Source organism: Streptomyces chattanoogensis (assembly GCF_001294335.1).
GTDB lineage: Bacteria > Actinomycetota > Actinomycetes > Streptomycetales > Streptomycetaceae > Streptomyces > Streptomyces chattanoogensis.
This window is the reverse complement of sequence record NZ_LGKG01000013.1, coordinates 183,476-203,031: the sequence shown is the minus strand read 5'-3', so window position 1 is coordinate 203,031 and position 19,556 is coordinate 183,476. Positions and strand designations below refer to the sequence as shown.

Annotated in this window: 20 protein-coding genes and 1 pseudogene; 11 read left to right on the top strand and 10 right to left on the bottom strand. The window is 71.1% G+C overall.

The features are described 5' to 3' along the window. Positions 1-88 precede the first annotated feature (88 nt). Both ADL29_RS05130 and ADL29_RS05125 read left to right on the top strand, forming a co-directional pair. Complete coding sequence (locus tag ADL29_RS05130; protein ID WP_053922536.1) at positions 89-487, top strand: DUF4345 domain-containing protein; 399 nt, start codon at positions 89-91, stop codon at positions 485-487. Positions 488-553: 66 nt separating this feature from the next. Beyond that, positions 554-1,108 carry a hypothetical protein gene (locus tag ADL29_RS05125; RefSeq protein ID WP_053922535.1) on the top strand — a complete coding sequence of 185 codons (555 nt, stop codon included), beginning with the start codon at positions 554-556 and terminating at the stop codon, positions 1,106-1,108. Positions 1,109-1,160: 52 nt separating this feature from the next. Here the strand turns inward: ADL29_RS05125 and cynS are convergent, their stop codons facing one another. Beyond that, positions 1,161-1,631, bottom strand: a complete 471-nt coding sequence (gene cynS, locus ADL29_RS05120) for a cyanase (RefSeq protein WP_053922534.1) — start codon at positions 1,629-1,631, stop codon at positions 1,161-1,163. Between the two features lie 87 nt (positions 1,632-1,718). Beyond that, positions 1,719-2,321 carry a carbonic anhydrase gene (locus ADL29_RS05115; RefSeq protein ID WP_107094899.1) on the bottom strand — a complete coding sequence of 201 codons (603 nt, stop codon included), beginning with the start codon at positions 2,319-2,321 and terminating at the stop codon, positions 1,719-1,721. 200 nt (positions 2,322-2,521) lie between these two features. On the opposite strand from ADL29_RS05115, the gene cynR reads away from it, so the two are divergent. Beyond that, on the top strand, positions 2,522-3,514 hold the full coding sequence (gene cynR / locus ADL29_RS05110) for a transcriptional regulator CynR (protein WP_425424199.1): 993 nt from the start codon (positions 2,522-2,524) through the stop codon (positions 3,512-3,514). Between the two features lie 27 nt (positions 3,515-3,541). On the opposite strand, the gene ADL29_RS05105 is transcribed toward cynR, so the two are convergent. Then, positions 3,542-4,549 (bottom strand): aldo/keto reductase, encoded by a 1,008-nt coding sequence (locus tag ADL29_RS05105; RefSeq protein WP_053922532.1) that lies wholly within the window; start codon positions 4,547-4,549, stop codon positions 3,542-3,544. A gap of 144 nt (positions 4,550-4,693) precedes the next feature. Between ADL29_RS05105 and ADL29_RS05100 the strand changes: the two genes are divergently transcribed. Next, positions 4,694-5,581 carry a helix-turn-helix transcriptional regulator gene (locus ADL29_RS05100; protein ID WP_053922531.1) on the top strand — a complete coding sequence of 296 codons (888 nt, stop codon included), beginning with the start codon at positions 4,694-4,696 and terminating at the stop codon, positions 5,579-5,581. A gap of 45 nt (positions 5,582-5,626) precedes the next feature. On the opposite strand, the gene ADL29_RS05095 is transcribed toward ADL29_RS05100, so the two are convergent. Continuing rightward, positions 5,627-6,460, bottom strand: a complete 834-nt coding sequence (locus tag ADL29_RS05095; RefSeq protein ID WP_053922530.1) for a class I SAM-dependent methyltransferase — start codon at positions 6,458-6,460, stop codon at positions 5,627-5,629. A 155-nt stretch (positions 6,461-6,615) separates the two neighbouring features. On the opposite strand from ADL29_RS05095, the gene mshA reads away from it, so the two are divergent. Further along, positions 6,616-8,010 carry a D-inositol-3-phosphate glycosyltransferase gene (gene mshA, locus ADL29_RS05090; protein WP_053922529.1) on the top strand — a complete coding sequence of 465 codons (1,395 nt, stop codon included), beginning with the start codon at positions 6,616-6,618 and terminating at the stop codon, positions 8,008-8,010. Between the two features lies 1 nt (position 8,011). Continuing rightward, positions 8,012-8,539, top strand: a complete 528-nt coding sequence (locus ADL29_RS05085) for a type III secretion system chaperone family protein (protein ID WP_053922528.1) — start codon at positions 8,012-8,014, stop codon at positions 8,537-8,539. 9 nt (positions 8,540-8,548) lie between these two features. Here ADL29_RS05085 and ADL29_RS05080 read toward each other — a convergent pair whose 3' ends face one another. After that, positions 8,549-9,229, bottom strand: a complete 681-nt coding sequence (locus ADL29_RS05080) for a TetR/AcrR family transcriptional regulator C-terminal domain-containing protein (RefSeq protein WP_053922527.1) — start codon at positions 9,227-9,229, stop codon at positions 8,549-8,551. A 94-nt stretch (positions 9,230-9,323) separates the two neighbouring features. Here ADL29_RS05080 and ADL29_RS05075 point away from each other — a divergent pair, with 94 nt between their 5' ends. Then, a complete protein-coding gene (locus ADL29_RS05075; protein WP_078970749.1) occupies positions 9,324-9,806 on the top strand; it encodes an ester cyclase in 483 nt (160 codons plus the stop codon). A 123-nt stretch (positions 9,807-9,929) separates the two neighbouring features. Here the strand turns inward: ADL29_RS05075 and ADL29_RS05070 are convergent. Beyond that, positions 9,930-11,238 (bottom strand): annotated as a pseudogene (locus tag ADL29_RS05070) (RNA-guided endonuclease InsQ/TnpB family protein). Between the two features lie 11 nt (positions 11,239-11,249). Here ADL29_RS05070 and tnpA point away from each other — a divergent pair. After that, positions 11,250-11,717 (top strand): IS200/IS605 family transposase, encoded by a 468-nt coding sequence (tnpA, locus tag ADL29_RS05065; RefSeq protein WP_078970748.1) that lies wholly within the window; start codon positions 11,250-11,252, stop codon positions 11,715-11,717. A 128-nt stretch (positions 11,718-11,845) separates the two neighbouring features. Here the strand turns inward: tnpA and ADL29_RS05060 are convergent, their stop codons facing one another. Then, positions 11,846-13,192: an MDR family MFS transporter gene (locus ADL29_RS05060; protein WP_053922526.1), complete on the bottom strand. Its 1,347-nt coding sequence runs from the start codon at positions 13,190-13,192 to the stop codon at positions 11,846-11,848. A gap of 214 nt (positions 13,193-13,406) precedes the next feature. Here ADL29_RS05060 and ADL29_RS05055 point away from each other — a divergent pair, with 214 nt between their 5' ends. Then, positions 13,407-14,168 carry a phosphoglyceromutase gene (locus tag ADL29_RS05055; RefSeq protein ID WP_053922525.1) on the top strand — a complete coding sequence of 254 codons (762 nt, stop codon included), beginning with the start codon at positions 13,407-13,409 and terminating at the stop codon, positions 14,166-14,168. 34 nt (positions 14,169-14,202) lie between these two features. On the opposite strand, the gene ADL29_RS05050 is transcribed toward ADL29_RS05055, so the two are convergent. Further along, positions 14,203-14,412 carry a hypothetical protein gene (locus ADL29_RS05050; RefSeq protein WP_053922524.1) on the bottom strand — a complete coding sequence of 70 codons (210 nt, stop codon included), beginning with the start codon at positions 14,410-14,412 and terminating at the stop codon, positions 14,203-14,205. Between the two features lie 487 nt (positions 14,413-14,899). Continuing rightward, positions 14,900-15,577: a phosphate signaling complex protein PhoU gene (gene phoU / locus ADL29_RS05045; RefSeq protein ID WP_053922523.1), complete on the bottom strand. Its 678-nt coding sequence runs from the start codon at positions 15,575-15,577 to the stop codon at positions 14,900-14,902. A 436-nt stretch (positions 15,578-16,013) separates the two neighbouring features. Here phoU and phoR point away from each other — a divergent pair, with 436 nt between their 5' ends. Together phoR and phoP are read left to right on the top strand one after the other, a co-directional pair. After that, a complete protein-coding gene (phoR, locus tag ADL29_RS05040; RefSeq protein ID WP_046926599.1) occupies positions 16,014-17,285 on the top strand; it encodes a two-component system sensor histidine kinase PhoR in 1,272 nt (423 codons plus the stop codon). 5 nt (positions 17,286-17,290) lie between these two features. Then, on the top strand, positions 17,291-17,962 hold the full coding sequence (gene phoP / locus ADL29_RS05035; RefSeq protein WP_467939042.1) for a two-component system response regulator PhoP: 672 nt from the start codon (positions 17,291-17,293) through the stop codon (positions 17,960-17,962). Positions 17,963-18,065: 103 nt separating this feature from the next. Here phoP and ADL29_RS05030 read toward each other — a convergent pair whose 3' ends face one another. Beyond that, the gene (locus ADL29_RS05030; protein ID WP_053922522.1) at positions 18,066-18,740 is read right to left on the bottom strand and encodes a copper chaperone PCu(A)C domain-containing protein; all 675 of its coding nucleotides are present in this window, start codon (positions 18,738-18,740) and stop codon (positions 18,066-18,068) included. Positions 18,741-19,556 lie beyond the last annotated feature (816 nt).

Here is a 19,556-nt window from a genome sequence, read left to right as displayed (position 1 = left end):
ACACGTGTCTATTAGTTGCCCGTAGTCTGTGCCCGCAGGTTAGTAGACATGCGTCTACTAAGAGGTGCACCAAAGGGGAGGCCGGAACATGGTGAGGGTCAAGGTGCTCCGGGGGCTTGCGCGGGCGATGGGATACGCCTGCGTGGCGATCGGGCTCTTCCACGTACTGCTGGGCAATGCCTCGATCCCGGGCGCGGCCTCGGCCGGCCCGACGGTCGACAGCCTCGGACGGTTCTTCGGCGCGATCTTCGCCGGCTACGGCCTCGGCTGGCTCTGGGCGGCCCGCCAGTCACCGGTCCCTGCGACGGCGGTGCGCTGGCTGACCGGGGTGTTCCTGCTGGGGGCCCTGGGGCGGCTGCTGTCGCTCGCCGTGCAGGGGTGGCCGCACTGGTTCCAGGTGGTGCTGACAGCCGTCGAACTGGTGCTGTCGCCACTGTTCTTCTGGCTGGCGGACGCGGAGGAGAGTGCGCTTCGGGGGCGGGACTAGGGCGGCCCGGCGGCGCCGGCCGTAATTCCTTCGCCGGCGCACCCACCGCCTCCCTACAGTGCCGCCATGCCGAAGCTTCCCGAGCTCTATATCGCCGTCGATGTCGAAGCGGACGGCCCGATACCCGGCCCGTACAGCATGATTGCGCTGGGGATGGCCGTCGTGGACCGCCCCGACCTGTCCTTCTACACCGAACTCCGGCCGATTTCCGAGGACTTCGTGCCGCAGGCGCTTGCCGTCTCCGGGCTGGACCGTGACCGTCTGGTGCGCGAGGCGCCGGCGCCGGAGGAGGCGATGGCGGCGGCTGCACGCTGGGTCAACGGGCTGCGCGCGATCGGCCGGCCGGTGTTTCTTGCGGCACCCGCGGTGTGGGACGGGATGTTTGTGCACTGGTACTTCATGCGGTTTCTCGGCAGGAGCCCGTTCGGTGTCACCGGGTCCGGGGTCGATCTCCGGAGTTACTGGATGGGGCTGACCGGCCGCGAGTGGGTGGCGAGCCGCAAGGGGGACATCAAGCAGGCGTTGAAGCTCACCGGGGTGCCGCATACGCATCATGCGGGGGAGGACGCGCGGGAGCTGGCGCGGGTGTTCGAGGCCGTGGTGGAGAGCCGGGGCCGGTGACCGGCGGGGCGGGCCGGTGACGGCGTGGTCGCGGCCCGCCCCGGGGTGGTGATCAGAACGGCTTGGTGGGGAGGTACTTGCCGTCGAGGGTGATGACGGCGCGCTCGCCGCCCTCGGGGTCGGCGACCTTCTTCACGTCCAGCTTGAAGTTGATTGCGCTGATGATGCCGTCGCCGAACTGCTCGTGGACCAGGGCCTTCAGCGTGGTGCCGTAGACCTGGAGCATTTCATGGAAGCGGTAGATGGTCGGGTCGGTGGGGATGCCGCGCGGGATCGAGCCGCGGGTCGGGATGGTCCCCAGCAGCATCGCCGCGTCGTCGTCCAGGCCCAGCAGTTCGGCGACGGCCTTGGCCGCGGCCTCGGGAAGGGCGTGCTGGCCGAGGACGGCGGCGGTGACGAAGGCGACCGACAGGCCGGTGACGTCGGCGATCTGCTGCCAGGACAGGTCCTTGCGGGTCTTGGCCTCGACGGCGAGGGCCGCCAGGGTCTGCCGGGCGGTGGGGTCGAACTGGGCGTGTGCCATGGGAGGGGGTCCTTTCGGGGTGGGTGAAGGGCTGTCTTGGGGGAGGGGCTTCCGGGGGGAGAGAACAGGGGGCAGGCCGTCAGGGGGTCAGGCGGCCGAGCAGCCCTGACGGTCGGCGGTGTCGAGTGCGGCGACGGCGCCGGTGGGGATGTCGAAGACCCAGCCGTGCAGGCGGACGGTGCCCTCGGCCAGGGCGCGGGCCACCGAGGGGTGGGTGGCCAGGTTCGCCAGCTGTGCGGCGACGTTCTCGCGGACCAGGGCGGAGATCCCTTCCTCGCCCTCGGTGGTCGTGGCACGGGCCCGGGAGGCGTCGGCGTGGCGCAGCCATGCGGCGAGGGCCGGCGTGCCGGTCAGGTCGTGGCCCTCGGCCAGGGCGGTCATGGCGCCACAGGCGGAGTGCCCGCAGACGACGATGTCGGTGACGCCCAGGACGGCGACCGCGTACTCGATGCCGGCCGCGACCCCGTCGGGGCCGGGGGCGTGGGCGGGGACCAGGTTGCCGGCGGTGCGGATGACGAACAGCTCGCCGGGGTCCTGCTGGGTGACCAGCTCCGGGACGACGCGGGCGTCGGAGCAGCCGATGAACAGCGTGCGGGGCCGGTGGGTGGTGGCCAGGCGGGCGAAGAGCCCGGCCTTGGCGGGGAAGACCTCTCGCCGGAAGCGGTCTATCCCCTCGGCCAGGCGGTCGATTCCCTCGGCGGGGTGGCGGCCCATGGCCTGCATGCTCCGCATGGTCTGCATGGCACGTACTCCCTTCGATCGTGTGGATCGTGTTGTCGGCCTCTGGGGCTGACGGAATTCACCATGCACGACCTGCAGCTATAGAGTCCAAGACGTAGTAGGCATGACTTCTATTGGTGACATCTATAGGTGTGGGTATGGTGGTGGGCGTGGCCGCTCCGGAACTGCGTCATCTGCGCTATCTGCTCGCCGTCGCCGAGCACGGCAGCTTCACCCGCGCCGCCGAAGAGCTGCGCATCTCCCAGCCCACCCTGTCCCAGCAGGTCAAGCAGCTCGAACGCACCGTGGGCGCCCAGCTGCTGGACCGGACCGGCCGCACCGTACGCCTCACCGACGCCGGCCAGACCTATGTGCACTACGCCCGCCGCGCCCTGAGGGACCTGGCGGCGGCCGAACGCGCCGTCCTGGACGTGGCCGACCTCTCCCGCGGCCATCTGCGGCTGGCGCTCACCCCCACCTTCACCGCGTATCTCATCGGCCCCCTCGTCGCCGAACTCCACAGCCGCCACCCCGGCATCACGCTGGAGGTCCGGGAGATGGCGCAGGACCGCATCGAATCCGGCCTGCTCGCCGATGAACTCGACCTCGGCATCGCCTTCCACGGCCCCCACCTGCCCGGCATCGCCGCAACGGCCCTGTTCACCGAGGCCCTCGGGCTCGTCGCAGGCGCCCAGCGGACGGGCGCCCACCGATCAGGCGATCACCGATCGGACGCCCGGCGGTCCGGCTCGGCCAACGGGCAGCCTTTGTCCGTACGCGACCTGGCGGCACATCAACTCGCCCTGCTCAGCGGCGACTTCGCCACCCGCGGTCATGTCGACGCCTACTTCGGCGCCCACAAGGTGCAGCCGCGTATCGCCGTGGAGGCCAACTCCGTCCAGGCCCTGACCGAAATCGTCCGGCGCACCCCGCTGGTCACCGTCCTGCCCGACGCCATCACCGACGAGCACCCCCACCTGGTCCCGGTCCCCCTCCGGCCCGCCCTGCCCCACCGCGTCGTCACCCTGCTCCGGCGCGAGAGCGCCTACCAGAGCGCCGCGGCCCGCGCGTTCACCCGCCTCACCCGGGAGCTCGTCGCCACCCGCGGCTACGCCCCCGCCCCGCCTGATCCCGAGAATGCCGGGGCGCCGGCCGCCGGATGACCGGCCGGCGGCCCGGCGGCCCGGCGCTCAGCGCCGCCGCAGCGATGCGTCCGCCACCGCCGGCGGTACGTAGTAGCTGTCGGCCCGGTTGAGGTCCGTACCCGGCGGGACGATCGCATCGATCCGGTCGAGTACGTCGGCGCTCAGCGTGACCTCTGCGCCGTCCAGCAGGCTGGTGAGCTGGTCGAGGGTGCGGGGGCCGATGATGACGGAGGTGACCGCGGGGTGCGCCCGGACGAAGGCGGTCGCCAGGTGGGGCAGCGGCAGGCCGGCCTCGGCGGCGAGCTTCGACAGGGCGCCGACGGCCTCGGCCTTGCGGGCGTTCTCGGGGACGGACAGGTCGAACTTCTGGGTTTCGAGGCCGGACCGGGAGCTGGCCGAGAGGTCCCGGCCGGAGAGCCAGCCCGCGCTGAGCGGACCCCAGGTCAGTACGCCCATGCCGTAGCGCTGCGCGGTCGGCAGCACCGCGTTCTCCACGCTGCGCGCCAGGATCGAGTAGGGCGGCTGCTCACTGCGGAAACGGACATGGCCGCGGCGCTCCGCCGTCCAATGGGCCTCGACGATCTGCTCGGCGGGGAAGGTGGAGGTGCCGACGGCCCGTACCTTGCCGGAGCGGACGAGATCGGAGAGCGCGCCGAGCGTCTCGTCGATGTCGGTGGTGGGGTCGGGGCGGTGCACCTGGTAGAGGTCGATGTGGTCGGTGCCGAGCCGGCGCAGGCTGTCCTCCACGGCCCGGATGATCCAACGCCGGGAGTTTCCGCCGTGGTTGGCGTCCGGTCCCATGGGGTTGAAGAATTTGGTCGCCAGGACGACATCGTCGCGCCGCCCCTTGAGCGCCTTGCCGACGATCTCCTCGGACTCACCGGCGGCGTACACGTCCGCGGTGTCGATGAAGTTGATGCCGGCGTCCAGCGCATGGTGCACGATCCGCACGCAGTCGTCGTGGTCGGTGTTGCCCCAGGCGCCGAGCATCATCGTGCCGAGCGCGTACTCGCTGACCGAGATGCCGGTGCCGCCGAGGATCCTGCGCTTCATGAGCCCCTCCGTGGGATGTCGGTCGGTCCCGTGCCGGGACCCTTGCCCGGACCACCTTGCGCCGCCCGTACGGAGGGCACCAGGCCCGTCACAGCCTGGGTCCGGCGGAACCACCCAAGCGGGCGCCCGTCGCATACTGGACGGATGCTGCACGCGGAAATCGAGATCGGCTCGTTCCTCAAGGCGCGCCGGGCGGCGCTGGACCCGGCGGACCTCGGCCTGCCCGACGGGCTCAACCGCCGCCGGGTGCGGGGGCTGCGGCGCGAGGAGGTCGCGCAGCTCGCCGGCATCAGCGTCGACTACTACACCCGCATCGAGCAGGGGCGGGCGCACGCGATCTCCGACCCCGTGCTGGAGGGGATCGCGCGGGCGCTGCGGCTGACGGGCGGCGAGATCGCCTATCTGCGGAACGTGGCCGCACCGCGCAGGCGGGGCGGCGCGGGCGGCGACGCGTCCCTGCCGGGGGCGGTGCCCGGTCAGACCGTACGGCCCGAGATCCGGCAGCTGCTGGACGCGATGGCGGACACCGTGCCGGCCATGATCGTCGGGCGGGGCATGGACATCCTCGCCTGGAACGCGCTCGGCGGCCGGGTCGCCTTCGACCTCGAGGGCCTGGAGCCGAGCCGGTGCAATTCGGCGCTGCTGGTCTTTCTCGACCCCGTGGCGCGCGAGCTGCACCCGGAGTGGCAGCTGATCGCCGATGAGGTCGTGGGCAATCTGCGGGCCGAGAGCGGCCGCAATCCCGACGATCCCCGGGTCTGCGAGGTGGTCACCGAACTCCTCGGGCGCAGCACGGACTTCCGGCGGGTGTGGGAGGCCCAGGCGGTCAGCGAGTGCCTGCGCGGGACGAAGCGGATCCTGCATCCGGTGGTGGGGGAGCTGGAGGTCTCGTTCGAGAGCTTCCGGCTGAGTACGGACGCGGACCAGGCGCTGGTGACGTACAGCGCGCCGCGGGGGTCGGCGACGGAGCGGCGGCTGCGGGACCTGGCGGACGTGGTGGCGCGGGAGGCGCGGCCGGTGCTGATGTCCTAGCGACCGGTGACCGTGCCCTGGGGGCAGACTCTGCGGGCACGATCCTCAGGAACCGGATCCCTTGGGCGCCAGCGCCTCCCACCGCACCGTGACCTCCCCCTGGCGGCGGCGCCGCGGGTCGCCGGTCAGCGGCCAGTCCGCGGCCAGGGCCCGTACGGCGGCGAGCCAGCGCTGGCGGGCGCCCAGGGAGCTGAGCGGGGCCGCCGCCGCCCAGGCGCGGTCGAAGTCGCGGAGGAAGGCGTGCACCGGCTCGCCCGGGACGTTCCGGTGGATGAGCGCCTTCGGGAGGCGTTCTGCCAGGTCGGAGGGGGTATCGAGGGAGCCGAGCCGGGTGGCGAAGGTGACCGTCCGCGGTCCCTCGGGCCCCAGCGCGACCCAGACATGCCGCCGCCCGATCTCGTCGCAGGTGCCCTCGACCAGCAGCCCGCCGGGCGCCAGCCGCGCGCACAGCCGCTGCCACACGGCGGCCACCTCGTCCTCGTCGTACTGGCGCAGCACATTCGCGGCCCGGATCAGCACCGGCGCCCGCCCCGGCGCACCCGGCAGCGGCACCTCGAAGCCGCCGTGGACGAAGTCCAGCCCCGGCCGCTCGTACGGCCGGGCCGCCGCCACCCGCGCCGGTTCGATCTCGATGCCGACCACCCGGGCGTCCGGGCGGACCGTACGGAGCCTGCCGAGCAGCTCCAGCGCCGTCCACGGGGCGGCGCCGTAGCCGAGGTCGACGGCGACGGGATCGGCGGTGCGGCGCAGCTCGGCGGCGTGTTCGGCGGCTATCCAGCGGTCCATGCGGCGCAGGCGGTTGGGGTTGGTGGTGCCGCGGGTGACCGTGCCGACGGGGCGGTGGGGCGAGGCGGTCGGGACGGGGGAGCGGCGGGCCATGGCATCGAGAGTACGGGGCGGGGGCGGCCACCCGGACAAAGGTCATGCTTTGGCAAAGTGAGGAAGAGCGCACGCCGGACGGAAATGGATCGGCGGCGTCCGTTGTTGGAGGGCTCGGAGGCGCGCAGACGGCCCGGCCTAGGAGGTAGCCCGCAGTGAGCCAATACGTGTCCCGGCTCCGCAGCCGTCCCCACGGCCAGTTCCCGGGGCCGTCGAGGCTGCGGCTGCCCGGCGTGCCGCGGCGCCCCCGCCGCGTGGCGATGCTCAGCGTGCACACCTCCCCGCTGCATCAGCCCGGCACCGGCGACGCCGGCGGCATGAACGTCTACATCGTCGAGCTGGCCAGGAAGCTCGCCGCCCTCAACATCGAGGTGGAGATCTTCACGCGCGCGACGACGGGCACCCTTCCGCCCGCCGTCGAGCTGGCGCCCGGCGTGCTCGTACGGCATGTGGACGCCGGGCCCTACGAAGGCCTGGCCAAGGAAGAGCTGCCCGCCCAGCTCTGCGCCTTCACCCACGGCGTGATGCAGGCCTGGGCCGGCCACCGCCCCGGCTACTACGACCTGGTGCACTCCCACTACTGGCTCTCCGGCCATGTCGGCTGGCTGGCCGCCGAGCGCTGGGGCGTCCCTCTGGTGCACGCCATGCACACCATGGCCAAGGTCAAGAACGCCGCCCTCGCCGTCGGCGACACCCCCGAGCCCGCCGCCCGCGTCATCGGCGAGACGCAGATCGTGCGCGCCGCGGACCGCCTGATAGCCAACACCGCCGAGGAGTCCGACGAGCTCGTACGGCACTACGAAGCCGACCCCGGCAAGGTCGCCGTGGTGCACCCCGGCGTCAATCTGGAGCGCTTCCGGCCGCTGGCGCCGGGCGGTGCGGACGCCGACGACGGGGGCGTCGCCGCGAGCCGGGCCGCCGCCCGCGCCCGCCTCGGCCTCCCGCAGGACGCGGTCATCCCGCTCTTCGCCGGCCGCATACAGCCGCTGAAGGCCCCCGACATCCTGCTGCGCGCCACCGCCGCCCTCCTGGACGAGGACCCCTCGCTGCGCTCCCGGCTGGTCGTGCCGGTGGTCGGCGGTCCCAGCGGCAGCGGCCTGACCAAGCCGGAGGGGCTGCAGAAGCTGGCCGCCCGGCTCGGTATCGCGGACCTCGTGCAGTTCCGCCCGCCGGTCGGCCAGGAGCGGCTCGCCGACTGGTACCGCGCGGCATCGGTGCTGGTCATGCCCTCGTACAGCGAGTCGTTCGGGCTGGTGGCGATAGAGGCCCAGGCGTGCGGCACACCGGTCGTCGCGGCCGCGGTCGGCGGCCTCCCGGTGGCCGTACGCGACGGCATCAGCGGCTTCCTCGTCGCCGGTCACGACCCGGCCGACTACGCCCGCGCGCTCCGCCGCTTCGTGGCGGACCCGGAGCTGTCGGCCCGTATGGGACACGAGGCCGCCCGGCACGCCCAGTCCTTCGGCTGGGACACCGCCGCCGCGGCGACCGGCGATGTCTATACCGCCGCCATGCAGGAGCGGCGGCGTCACCTACGATCCCTGCATGGGTGAGATGACGAGTGGCAGGGACGGCGGACGGGCCGAGGGGACGGTGACCCCGGCCGAGGTCATCGAGCGCACCCTCAAGGAGGCCGAGCTGGAGTGGGAGTCGCCCTCCGAGGGCAACTACGTCGTCAAACTCCCCGGCACCCGCAAGCTCTCCACGACCTGCTCGCTGATCGTCGGCAGGCACTCCCTCTCCATCAACGCCTTCGTCGTCCGGCACCCGGACGAGAACCACGAGGCCGTCCACCGCTGGCTTCTGGAGCGCAACACCCGCCTCTACGGCGTCAGTTACGCGATCGACAAGCTCGGCGACATCTACCTCGTCGGCAAACTGCCGCTCGCCGCCGTCACCCCGGACGAACTCGACCGCATCCTCGGCACGGTCCTGGAGAACGCCGACGGCAGCTTCAACACCCTGCTGGAGATGGGCTTCGCGACGGCCATCCGCAAGGAGTACGCCTGGCGGGTGTCGCGCGGGGAGTCGACCCGCAATCTGGAGGCGTTCGCGCATCTGACGGGGCGGCCGTCGCAGTAGTGCGGGCCGCTACGGCCTCGCCGCGGCGCCGAATCCGCTGATCAGTGCCTCGACCGCGAAGCGGAACCGGTCCGTGTCGTCCACACCGGCTCCGGTCCGGGCCGCCTGCGCGAGGAGCGGATAGCGCGCGGCGTCCAGCCGGGACAGCCAGCCGGGCGAACCGGGCGTGTGTCCCTCCGGGTCGGCGTCCTGGCCGATGCCGGCCTCGCCGGCCGTGTGTCCGACGACGAACAGGGACAGTGCGTTGAGCGCATCGAGCGCCCGGCCGAGCGGAAACCCGGCGGCGGTCAGTGCGCCCAGGCCGCGTTCCACCGCGTCCAGGCCGGCGGGCGTCACCATGGGGCGGGTCACCGCCAGCGGCAGTACGCCCGGATGCCGCAGCAGCGCCTCCCGCAACTCCGCCGCATAGCCGCGCAGTTGCTCCTGCCAGGGTGCGCCCTCGGCCGACGGGGGCAGGGCCTCGGCGAAGACCCGCTCCACCAGGCCGTCGAGCAGCGCCTCCTTGTTGGGCACGTAGTGATAGAGCGTCATGGCCTCCACCCCCAGCGCCCCTCCGAGGCGCCGCATCGACAGGCCCCGCAGCCCTTCGCGGTCCACGAGGTCCAGCGCGGCGTCCAGCACCTGCGCCCGTGACAGCCCGGCCCGTTCGCCGGGTGTCCGCTTGCCGCCCTTGCCCGCAGTCCTCGCCACTCTCGCCGTCCTCGCGTCCCTTGACTTTCTTACGCCGTAAGTTCACTCTAGCGGGCAGATATTCTTACGACGTAAGACACAGGGGTGGGACGGGATGCCGGCACCGGCGCACATCACCGAGAACAAACAGGTCATCACCGAGGACAAGCAGAGGGTCACCGAGAACAAGCGGGTCGTCGAAGGATTCCTCGCGGCCGTCAACGAGCGCCGGACCGAGGACTTTCCCGGCTGTCTGGCGCCCGACGTCGTGGACCACAACAAGATCATCCACGGCGAGGAGGACCGGCCCGGCGCCGCCTTCGAGGGCTTCGGTCAACAGCTCGCGGCCTTCGGGGAGTTCGCGGTGACCGCCGAGCAGCTGATCGCCGAGGGCGAGACCGTGGTCGCGCGGCTGACCGTCACCGGGACGCACACCGGCGCCCATCCCCGTATGCCGGAACCCACCCACCGGTCCTTCTCGGTCGAGCAGATCTGGATCTTCACCCTGCGCCGGAGCAGGATCGCCGAGATCCGCGCCGTGAGCGACCGGCTCGGGATGTTCCTCCAGCTGGGCTGGGACTGGCCGGCCGCCGGCTGACGGGCAGCCGTCCGCCCGCTCCGTTTCCCCGCCTCACTCCCGGTACGCGGCACCGCCCCCAGGCGGCCCCGGCAGGGGAGGCACACTTGATCTCCTCCTCGTGAGACGAGGGGGAATCCCGTCTCAGGCCGCGTGCGGCTTGGTGGGTGGTTGACGCTTCGCAGACTGGGCAACCCCTAGGTCTCCACGTCCTGACACCGCCAATCCGGCGGCGTGATCAATGTTGCAGCTTGCGTTGGTGTCCGCATTGGCCTGGAACCCGCAGTGGGGGTTCTTGCACACGAAGAGGGCCTGGGTCTCCCGACTGCCCGGTGTGATGAAGCCGCACGCCGAGCAGCGCAGGGAGGTTCTGGGGGCGGGGACCTTGACCGCGATGCCGCCGCGCCGGGCGGTCTTGTATTGCAGCATCGTGACGGTGCGGCCCCACGCTTCACCGGCTATCGCACGGTTCAGGCCGGCCTTTTGGCGGACGTTCTTGCCGGGGGCTTCCACGGTCCCCTTGGCGGACTTGGCCATGTTTGCGGATGGTCAGGTCTTCCACCCCGACACGCGAGAACTGCCGTGCGATGCCGGTGGTGGTTTTGTGTTGCCAGTCGAGTGCTCGGCGCTTGGCTTTGGCGCGGAGCTGCGCGATCTGGTCATAGGTGCGGGCAAGCCGGGTGCTGGTCTTCTCCTTCGGCTTACGTGCCCGCTTCTTGCGGGCGGCGGCCTTCTCCAGGCGACGGAGCCGCTTGGTCTCGCCCTTCGACAGCCAGGGGCCGTGTTCGCGGAAGGTGCCGTCCGACAGGGCGAGGGGCTTGGTGACGCCTCGGTCGATGCCCACGGTCGGGCCGGTGTGCTCGACCGGTTCGGGGACCTCAGTCTGGACGCGGAAGACGACGTACCAGCCGTCTGCTTCCTTCACGAGGCGGGCGCCGGTGACCTTGTTGTTCTTGTCGGCGCGCTTACCAACGGGCAGATCCTTGGTCCAGCGGAACAAGACGTGCCCGATCTTCGGTGCCCACATGCGGCCCCAACGCCGGTTGAGGCGAACGACCTGCAGGTCTCGGCCCTGTGGAATGTCGATGGCCATGCGGGACCGGAAACGGCCCTTGAAGGTGGGGGCCTGGGCGCGGCCCTCCCAACAGTTCTTCCAGCCTTGGAAGTACGTCTTCAGCACGGCTTGTGATGCCTGAGCGGGCAGGTCGGCGAGCCACGGCAGGTCCTTGCGGCCCTGACGCATCGTCTCATCGGCTGCGGCGAGATTCCGCTGCCCCTTCGGGAGCATCGTCCACCACGAGTGGAGCAGGTTCCACATGGCGCGGCCGGCATGGCCCTGGTCCTCGACCTTGAGGGACTGGCCGGGAGTCAGGTAGAGCCGCGCTTTGTGTGCACGCTGCTGCTTCAACTTCCCTCCCTGGCCTTTGAGTTGGCCGGATACTTCAATCACCATGGCATTGGTTCATGTCACCACGTTGGGAAGAGAACCCTGAAGTGCGCCGAGGTGCGCACGTCGCCCACAACCTTCATGTGCACTTGGTGTTCGTCACCAAATACCGGCGGAAAGTCTTCACACCGGAGATGCTGATGCGCTGCGAAGAGAGCATGCGCGACGTCTGCACGGACTTCGACGCCGAGCTGAAGCGGTTCAGCGGCGAGCGGGACCATGTGCGCCTGCTCGTGCACTATCCGCCGAAGGTCGCGATCTCGAAGCTGGTAAGCAGCCTCAAGGGAGTCTCCTCGCGGCGTCTGCGCCAGGAGTTCACGTACAACGTGAACCGCGCGATCATGCACGGCCGGTTCTGGTCCGGCTCCTACTTCGCGGGCTCATGCGGTGGCGCCCCGCTGGCAGTGGTCGAGCGCTACATCGAGGCACAGGACCGCCCGGGGCGGCAGCCGGCCGGTAGGTGGGGCGATGCACCTACCGGCTGAAGCCGGTAGCACTCTCGCTCAAGATCGGTAGGACGTCCTGGAAGGGGGCATGCAGAGGAAGGGTAGTGGCGCGGGCGGACGCGGTCGAAGGGCTTTGGCGGGCCCCGGATGCGCCCGGGCCCGCGCGGTCAGCCGGTCGGCCCGGTCGGTTCGGCAGGTGTCCCGGCCTGCGAAGCCGCGGCCCCCGCACCGGACTTCGGCCGCTGCCCGGCGGCCGCCGGATCCTGCTGCCGTGGAAGCCGCCGCAGCAGGGCCCCGTACCCCACCGCCGCCACCGTCCCGACGACCGCGCAGGCGGCCCACAGCGTGTCGGCGCCGAAGCGGTCGATCACCACGCCGCCGAGCAGCGGAGCCGTGAGGGAGGCGACCGACCAGGAGAGGGAGTACATGCCCTGGTAGCGGCCGCGGCCGTGGAGGGGGGAGAGGCGGACCACCAGGCCCATCTGGGTGGGGGAGTTGATGATCTCGCCGAGGGTCCAGACCGCCACCGCGACCGCGTACATGGCGACCGACCCGGCCAGCGCGGTCAGCCCGAATCCGTAACCGGCCAGCAGGGACGAGCCGATCAGCAGCATCGCGGGGCTGCGGTGTTCGATGAAGCGGGTGACCGGGATCTGGAGCAGGACGATGAGCGCTCCGTTCACGGCGATGACAAGGCCGAAGTCGACGCTGGAGAAGCCGTCCTGACCCATCGACACCGGCATGGAGACATAGGCCTGCTGGAAGAGGAGGGCGAGGAGGAGGTTGAGGCCGACGACGGTCATGAAGCGGCCGTCGCGGAGGACGGTCAGCATGGAGATCCGGGCGGGGGCCGCGTCCGGTGAGGCCCCGGCGGGGGGTTCGGGGGCCGCTTCCGGACGGGACTCGGGAAGCTTCCAGAAGACGACCACGGCGCAGATCAGCACCATGGTGGCCTCGCCGAGGAAGAGGGCGAGATAGCCGTGTTCGGCGATGAGCCCGGCGGCGGTGGAGGAGATCGCGAAGCCCAGGTTGATCGCCCAGTAGTTGAGCGAGAAGGCCCGCACACGGTCCTCGGGGGCGACGATGTCCGCCATCATCGCCTGCACGGCGGGGCGGGAGGCGTTGGTGGCCATGCCGACGACGCCCGCGACGACGGCGATGGCGACCGGGTTCTCCATGAAGCCGAGCAGCGCCACGGACGCCGCCGTCGACAGCTGCGCGATCAGCATGGTGGGGCGGCGGCCGAGCCGGTCCGTCAGCACCCCGGCGCCGATGGACGAGACGACGCCGCCCAGGCCGTAGAGCGCGCCCACCAGGCCCGCGTAGGAGGCCGAGTAGCCGCGCGCGACGGTCAGATAGAGCGCCAGATACGTGGCCACGAACGCGCCGAGCCGGTTGATCAGGGTGCTGGTCCACAGCCACCAGAACTGCCGGGGGAGTCCGGAGACGCTCGCGAGGGCGGCCTGTCTGAGGCGGGTGAGGGGACGGGCGGACGGGGCGGTGGGTGTGGGCATGACAGTTCCCCCGGTGGCGCGGCGCCCGTGAGGCGGGCGGTGTGCGAACGTGATGCCGCGACGACGATGTAAGTGGCGCAGCGGACGTTCGCAACCTACAGAGCGGAGCGGTGCGGCCGCCACCCAAATGAGCGGGGAGCGTCACAGATCACGGAGAAGCCCAGGTCCTGGACGGGGGGCGGGCCGTTTCCGGAAGTGGATTACGCTCAAGGCCATGGCCGACGCGACGTACAAGCTGATCCTCCTCCGCCACGGCGAGAGCGAGTGGAATGCGAAGAACCTGTTCACCGGCTGGGTGGACGTCAATCTGAACGAGAAGGGCGAGAAGGAGGCGGTCCGCGGCGGAGAGCTGCTCAAGGACGCCGGCCTGCTCCCCGACGTAGTGCACACCTCCCTCCAGAAGCGCGCCATCCGCACGGCGCAGCTGGCCCTGGAGTCCGCCGACCGGCACTGGATCCCCGTCCACCGCAGCTGGCGGCTGAACGAGCGCCACTACGGTGCGCTGCAGGGCAAGGACAAGGCGCAGACGCTGGCCGAGTTCGGTGAGGAGCAGTTCATGCTCTGGCGCCGCTCGTACGACACCCCGCCGCCCGCCCTTGAGGACGGTGCCGAGTTCTCCCAGAGCGGCGACCCGCGCTACGCGGACATCCCGCCGGAGCTGCGCCCGAAGACCGAGTGCCTCAAGGACGTCGTCGTGCGGATGCTGCCGTACTGGTACGACGGCATCGTGCCGGACCTCGTCGCGGGCCGTACGGTCCTGGTCGCCGCCCACGGCAACAGCCTGCGCGCCCTGGTCAAGCACCTCGACGGCGTCTCCGACGCGGATATCGCCGGCCTGAACATCCCCACCGGCATCCCGCTCTCCTACGAGCTGGACGCCGACTTCCGTCCGGTCAACCCCGGCGGCACCTACCTCGACCCGGAGGCCGCCAAGGCCGCCATCGAGGCCGTGAAGAACCAGGGCAAGAAGAAGTAGTCCTGGCGTCCCGCGTCACTGCGCTGCAAGCCCTCTATCTGCGGGTTCTCCGTGGGTGGGGGGCTTGCGCCGCGTTCCGGGCGGCTTCCGAGGCGGCCAGTTCGCGGCACCAGGGGCAGTCCGCCGCCGTGTGGTCCCGGCCGGGGGTGTCGAGCCAGTAGGCGCCGAGCAGCTCGGGATTGACGCCGGCGCGGTATTCGTCGTGGGCGGGCGGTACGGGCTGGGAGTCCTTCGAGGGCTTCATGCCCGGGCCAACGGTCCGGGGGCGGTGCCCGCTATGGGGGGCGGGCGGTTCGCGATGCATTTGTGACAAAAGGGACCGATTGGGTCGATTGGATCGATGGAGGACTTTCGAGCGGCGTGATGCAGGTGCGGCTGCATCCCCCTCCACGCAGCGGCCCCGGCCGGCGAGAACGCCGACCGGGGCCGTGGTGCATATCGCAGTCGCTGAGCGCAGCCGCTAACCGCAGCCGCCTCCGCACTGGCAGGAGCCGCCGCTCTGGCAGCCGCAGCTGCAGCCGGGGCCGCAGCTGCAGCCACTGAGCTGCGGCGTCGCGTCGTGCGGCGGGGTGGGGCCGGGGGAGTGTGCCATGGGCGCCATGCATTGCCTCCTAGGGGTCACCTCGGGTCAGCTCGGAGCCCATTGCACGCCCCGGTGGCGAGGCGCGTCAACGGCGCATGGAGGCACACGTCAATGGCGCACAGGAGCGGCCGACCGCCCTGAGTGGCCGTTACGCGCCGTCGACCTGGTTCGGAGGGGCGATCTCGTCGGCGTGCTCACCGGTGACCAGGTAGACGACCCGCTTGGCCACCGAGACCGCATGGTCCGCGAAGCGCTCGTAGTAGCGGCCCAGCAGCGTGACGTCCACGGCGGTCTCGATGCCGTGCTTCCAGCGGTCGTCCATCAGGTGCTGGAAGAGGGCGCGGTGCAGCAGGTCCATCGCGTCGTCGTCCTGCTCCAGCTGGAGCGCCAGATCGACGTCCTTGGTGATGATGACCTCGGCGGCCTTGGCCATCAGGCGCTGCGCCAGCTGCCCCATCTCCAGGATGGTGGCGTGCAGGTCGCGCGGGACGGCCGTCTGCGGGAAGCGCAGCCGCGCCAGCTTGGCCACATGCTGGGCCAGGTCGCCGGAGCGCTCCAGGTCTGCGCTCATCCGCAGCGAGGTGACGACGATCCGCAGGTCGGTGGCGACCGGCTGCTGCCGCGCCAGAAGGGCGACTGCCCGGTCCTCCAGATCGCGCTGGAGGTCGTCGACCTTCTCGTCGGCGGCGATCACGCTCTCGGCCAGCTTGAGGTCCGCATCGAGTATCGCCGTGGTGGCGCGCCCGATCGCGGAGCCGACGAGCCGGGCCATCTCGACCAGGCCCTCGCCGATCGAATCCAGCTCCTCGTGGTACGCGTCCCGCATCAGTGACCTTCTCTCGCATCGAGTCGTTCGGGTGGTGGTGGGGTTCGGTTCCCCACGCTCCCACGCTCTGCGCCCGCACGGCCCCTCCTCCGCGGAGCCCAGCCGCCGCGTGGCCGGTGCGGGATCGATTCGTCAGCGATTCGTCACCCGCACCCTCACCGTGCGGGGCCAGCGCGACCGGCACTCCCACCCGGAGTGAACCCATGCCGACGTGAAGGTGAACTCTGGGCGACATGGCCGCGGTGCCGGGGAGCCCCGGACGGTCGCATCGGGCTCACCAGGGGCTTTCGGCGGACGGGCGCACGCCCCTTCCGGGCCCTCGCCCCGCCTCCGGAGTGAATCACCACCGACGCCACGGTGAACTCTGGGCGACGGGTGTTCGAGCAGACGCTCGCACGGCTGGGGAAGTGTCCGAGGTGCCGCATACGCTGGAGTCATGAACGTGGACGCGGCCGTTGCCGCAGTGGCAGCGATCGCCGGACTGTGCACCGGCGTCTTCGCCATGCTGGCGTTCCGCTGGAGCGAGCGGGACCAGGCCAAGCCCACGCGGACGTCCCTGCACACCGACGCCGTCCTCCCGCCCGGCGTCGACACCGTCCTGTCCGTCCTCCGCTCCTCCGCCGTCGTCCTGGACGAGGCCGACGCCGTCGTCAAGGCCAGCTCCGCCGCGTACGCCCTCGGGCTGGTCCGCGGCGGCAAGCTCGCCGTCGAACCGATGATGCAGATGGCCCGCGACACCCGCCGGGACGGCGAGATACGCCAGGTGGAGCTGGATCTGCCCCGCCGCGGCACGGGCCGCGGGGACGCGCTCGCGGTCTCCGCCAGAGTCGCCCCGCTCGGTTCCCGCCTGGTCCTCCTCCTGGTCGAGGACCTCACCGAGGCCCGCCGCATAGAGGCGGTCCGCCGCGACTTCGTCGCCAACGTCAGCCACGAGCTCAAGACGCCCGTCGGCGCCCTCTCCCTCCTCTCCGAGGCCGTGATGGACGCCAGCGACGACCCCGAGGCGGTCACCCGCTTCGCCGGCCGGATGCAGAACGAAGCCACCCGCCTGACCAGCCTCGTCCAGGAGCTCATCGATCTCTCCCGGGTGCAGAACGACGACCCGCTGGAGGACGCCGAGCCGGTCCGGGTCGACGAGCTGGTCGCCGAGGCGATCGACCGCTGCCGCCAGCAGGCCGGCACGAAGCAGATCACCATGGCCGCCGGAGGCACCGCCGACCTGCACGTATGGGGCAACCGCGGCCAGCTCGCCGCGGCCCTCGGCAATCTCGTCGAGAACGCCGTCAACTACTCCCCGGCCCGTACGCGGGTCGGGATCGCCGGGCGCCGGATCTCCGCGCCCGGCGGCGACCTGATCGAGATCGCGGTGACCGACCAGGGCATCGGGATCTCCGAGAAGGACCGGGACCGTATCTTCGAGCGGTTCTACCGAGTGGACCCGGCGCGCTCGCGCGCCACCGGCGGGACCGGCCTCGGCCTCGCCATCGTCAAGCACGTGGCCGCCTCCCACGGCGGAGAGGTCACGGTGTGGAGCGCTGAGGGACAGGGCTCCACCTTCACCCTGCGTCTCCCCGAAGCAGGTGCCGTACGCGACCGCGAACGGCCCGCCGACCTCGATACCGCGGAGGGCCTCGACGACGAGGACCGCCCGTACGAGACCTTCAACGAACCGCTCCCTGCTCACCCTGCCCCGGAGGTCCTTCCGTGACCCGAGTGCTTGTCGTCGAGGACGAGGAATCGTTCAGCGATGCACTGTCGTACATGCTCCGCAAGGAGGGTTTCGAGGTCGCCATCGCGGCTACGGGCCCCGACGGACTGGACGAGTTCGAGCGCAACGGCGCCGACCTGGTCCTGCTGGACCTGATGCTGCCGGGTCTGCCCGGCACCGAGGTCTGCCGCCAGCTGCGTGGCCGCTCCAACGTCCCGGTCATCATGGTGACCGCCAAGGACAGCGAGATCGACAAGGTCGTCGGCCTGGAAATAGGAGCCGACGACTACGTCACCAAGCCCTTCTCCTCCCGCGAACTGGTCGCCCGCATCCGCGCGGTGCTGCGCCGCCGCGGCGAGCCGGAGGAGGTCACCCCGCAGGCCCTGGAGGCCGGCCCGGTCCGGATGGACGTGGACCGCCATGTCGTCACGGTCTCCGGCGGCAAGGTCGACCTGCCGCTCAAGGAGTTCGACCTGCTGGAGATGCTGCTGCGCAACGCCGGCCGGGTCCTGACCCGCATGCAGCTCATCGACCGCGTCTGGGGCGCCGACTACGTAGGCGACACCAAGACCCTCGACGTGCACGTCAAGCGCCTGCGCGCCAAGATCGAGCCGGACCCGGGGGCGCCGCGCTTCCTGGTCACGGTCCGCGGTCTGGGGTACAAGTTCGAGCCGTAAGCCGGATGCCGGCCGTATGCGTCAGGGCGCCCCTCCGGACCGGAGGGGCGCCCTTGGCGTCTGCATGGTGCGCGACCGGTCGGCGACGGACCGCCGGGCGGGCTCAGTGGCCGCCGTGCGCCGCCTGCGAGGCCTCACCGGACGGCTTGCCCGACGACGTCGGCGTACCGGACTCCGTGGGCTTGCCCGACTCCGCCGGGGTCGCGGAGGCGGACGGCTTGCCCGACTCCGTCGGCGACGCCGAACCGGAGGGCTGCGGGACGACCTTGGGGCCGTAGCCCTCGAAGTAGCTCTTCGCCGGCACGACATAGGCGCCGATCTGCACCTTGCCGGTGGAGCTGAGGGCGAACGTCAGATGCTGGAGGTTCCCGTCCTGGACGGCCTCGCGGCCGCTCGCCACGACGGCCGAGGCATTGCCCTCGCCGCCGATCACGACGGAGCCGCCGGCCGGCACGGTGATCGGGCCCGCGCCGCCGGAGGCGGGCGACAGCTTGGCCGACGTGCCGCTGCCGTCGAGGGTGATCGCGGTCAGCTTCTGGTCCTTGCTGCCGCTGTTGAACACCGTCGCGGTGACCACGGCCGGACCCTTGGCGTTCAGCTCGGGCTGGGTGATCACATTCGCGTTCTGGATCTTGATGTCGCCGACGGAGGTCGCGGCGTTGTCCGGCTTGACCTGCAGCGTCTGCGCGTCGCTCCCGGCCCCGCAGGCGGACAGCGAGACGACGGAGAGCGAGAGGACGGTAGCGGCGAGGACGCCGCGTCGAAGGCTGCGGCTCACGGCGGCGGCATCTCCTTGACGAGCTACGGCGGCCGAACTTCGTGCCCGGTCGCGGATGGGCGGCTGGGGCGGCGTTGCGTACGCGTCATGGCGACGGGCACGTAAAGCCGCCCTAAGGGTGTGTCAGCGCCGCTAGGTTACCGAGCCGTCCTCGCGCCGCCGCACCCGACCCGCCCCCAGCGCGATCACACGCCCCGCGCAAGGCGCCGGGGGCCGCTGGGGGCAGGGCGGCGGGGGGTGTCTGATGGAGCGTCCGGTGCCGGGCGGGCGGGCGCCGGGAGCCGGCCCCGGGGAAGCGATCACACGAACGCCCCGCAACACACCGGAAGGCAACATCAACATCATCCGGCACCCGGAACAACAATCACCGGACGGATCCCGATCTCTTCCCGGCGTCTTCCCCGTCCCTTCCCCGGCGTGTCCCGAGAACTCGGTTTGAATATTCCCCAGGACTTCGCCCACTGTCTTTCACGACTCCGGCCGGCCGGCGGCCGGTCCGTTTCCCCCGGTGAAAAGCAGTATTCGCGGGGAATGCGCCCCTCTTCGGGAATTGATCATCACGCTCGGCCGCCGGATGTTGATCAATTCCGGAATCGAGCCGGAGGCCCCGCGAGCAACCGAACGGAGTAGCTGAAGTCGCTCATACGGATCCCCGCAAAACGGGACGTTCGGCCTGTGGATCATCCCGTTCCGGGTGTGTGACGGGCGGGATTCCGCTCGCCCGAGAAGCCCCTCCCACCTGCGAATACCCGCATCAAGAGACCGTCTGAAGCACGTTCCGACCGCTGTTGTCAAGCCCCGAGATATGCCCTGACC

Coding starts and splice junctions, on each gene's coding strand:
- ADL29_RS05130 (WP_053922536.1), top strand. CDS start 89: ATGGTGAGGGTCAAGGTGCTCCGGGGGCTTGCGCGGGCGATGGGATAC.
- phoU (WP_053922523.1), bottom strand. CDS start 15,577: ATGCGGGACGCGTACCACGAGGAGCTGGATTCGATCGGCGAGGGCCTG.
- ADL29_RS05060 (WP_053922526.1), bottom strand. CDS start 13,192: ATGCCCACACCCACCGCCCCGTCCGCCCGTCCCCTCACCCGCCTCAGA.
- ADL29_RS05085 (WP_053922528.1), top strand. CDS start 8,012: ATGACGAGTGGCAGGGACGGCGGACGGGCCGAGGGGACGGTGACCCCG.
- ADL29_RS05055 (WP_053922525.1), top strand. CDS start 13,407: ATGGCCGACGCGACGTACAAGCTGATCCTCCTCCGCCACGGCGAGAGC.
- ADL29_RS05050 (WP_053922524.1), bottom strand. CDS start 14,412: ATGAAGCCCTCGAAGGACTCCCAGCCCGTACCGCCCGCCCACGACGAA.
- ADL29_RS05075 (WP_078970749.1), top strand. CDS start 9,324: ATGCCGGCACCGGCGCACATCACCGAGAACAAACAGGTCATCACCGAG.
- tnpA (WP_078970748.1), top strand. CDS start 11,250: ATGTCACCACGTTGGGAAGAGAACCCTGAAGTGCGCCGAGGTGCGCAC.
- cynS (WP_053922534.1), bottom strand. CDS start 1,631: ATGGCACACGCCCAGTTCGACCCCACCGCCCGGCAGACCCTGGCGGCC.
- phoR (WP_046926599.1), top strand. CDS start 16,014: ATGAACGTGGACGCGGCCGTTGCCGCAGTGGCAGCGATCGCCGGACTG.
- ADL29_RS05100 (WP_053922531.1), top strand. CDS start 4,694: ATGCTGCACGCGGAAATCGAGATCGGCTCGTTCCTCAAGGCGCGCCGG.
- ADL29_RS05125 (WP_053922535.1), top strand. CDS start 554: ATGCCGAAGCTTCCCGAGCTCTATATCGCCGTCGATGTCGAAGCGGAC.
- ADL29_RS05095 (WP_053922530.1), bottom strand. CDS start 6,460: ATGGCCCGCCGCTCCCCCGTCCCGACCGCCTCGCCCCACCGCCCCGTC.
- ADL29_RS05105 (WP_053922532.1), bottom strand. CDS start 4,549: ATGAAGCGCAGGATCCTCGGCGGCACCGGCATCTCGGTCAGCGAGTAC.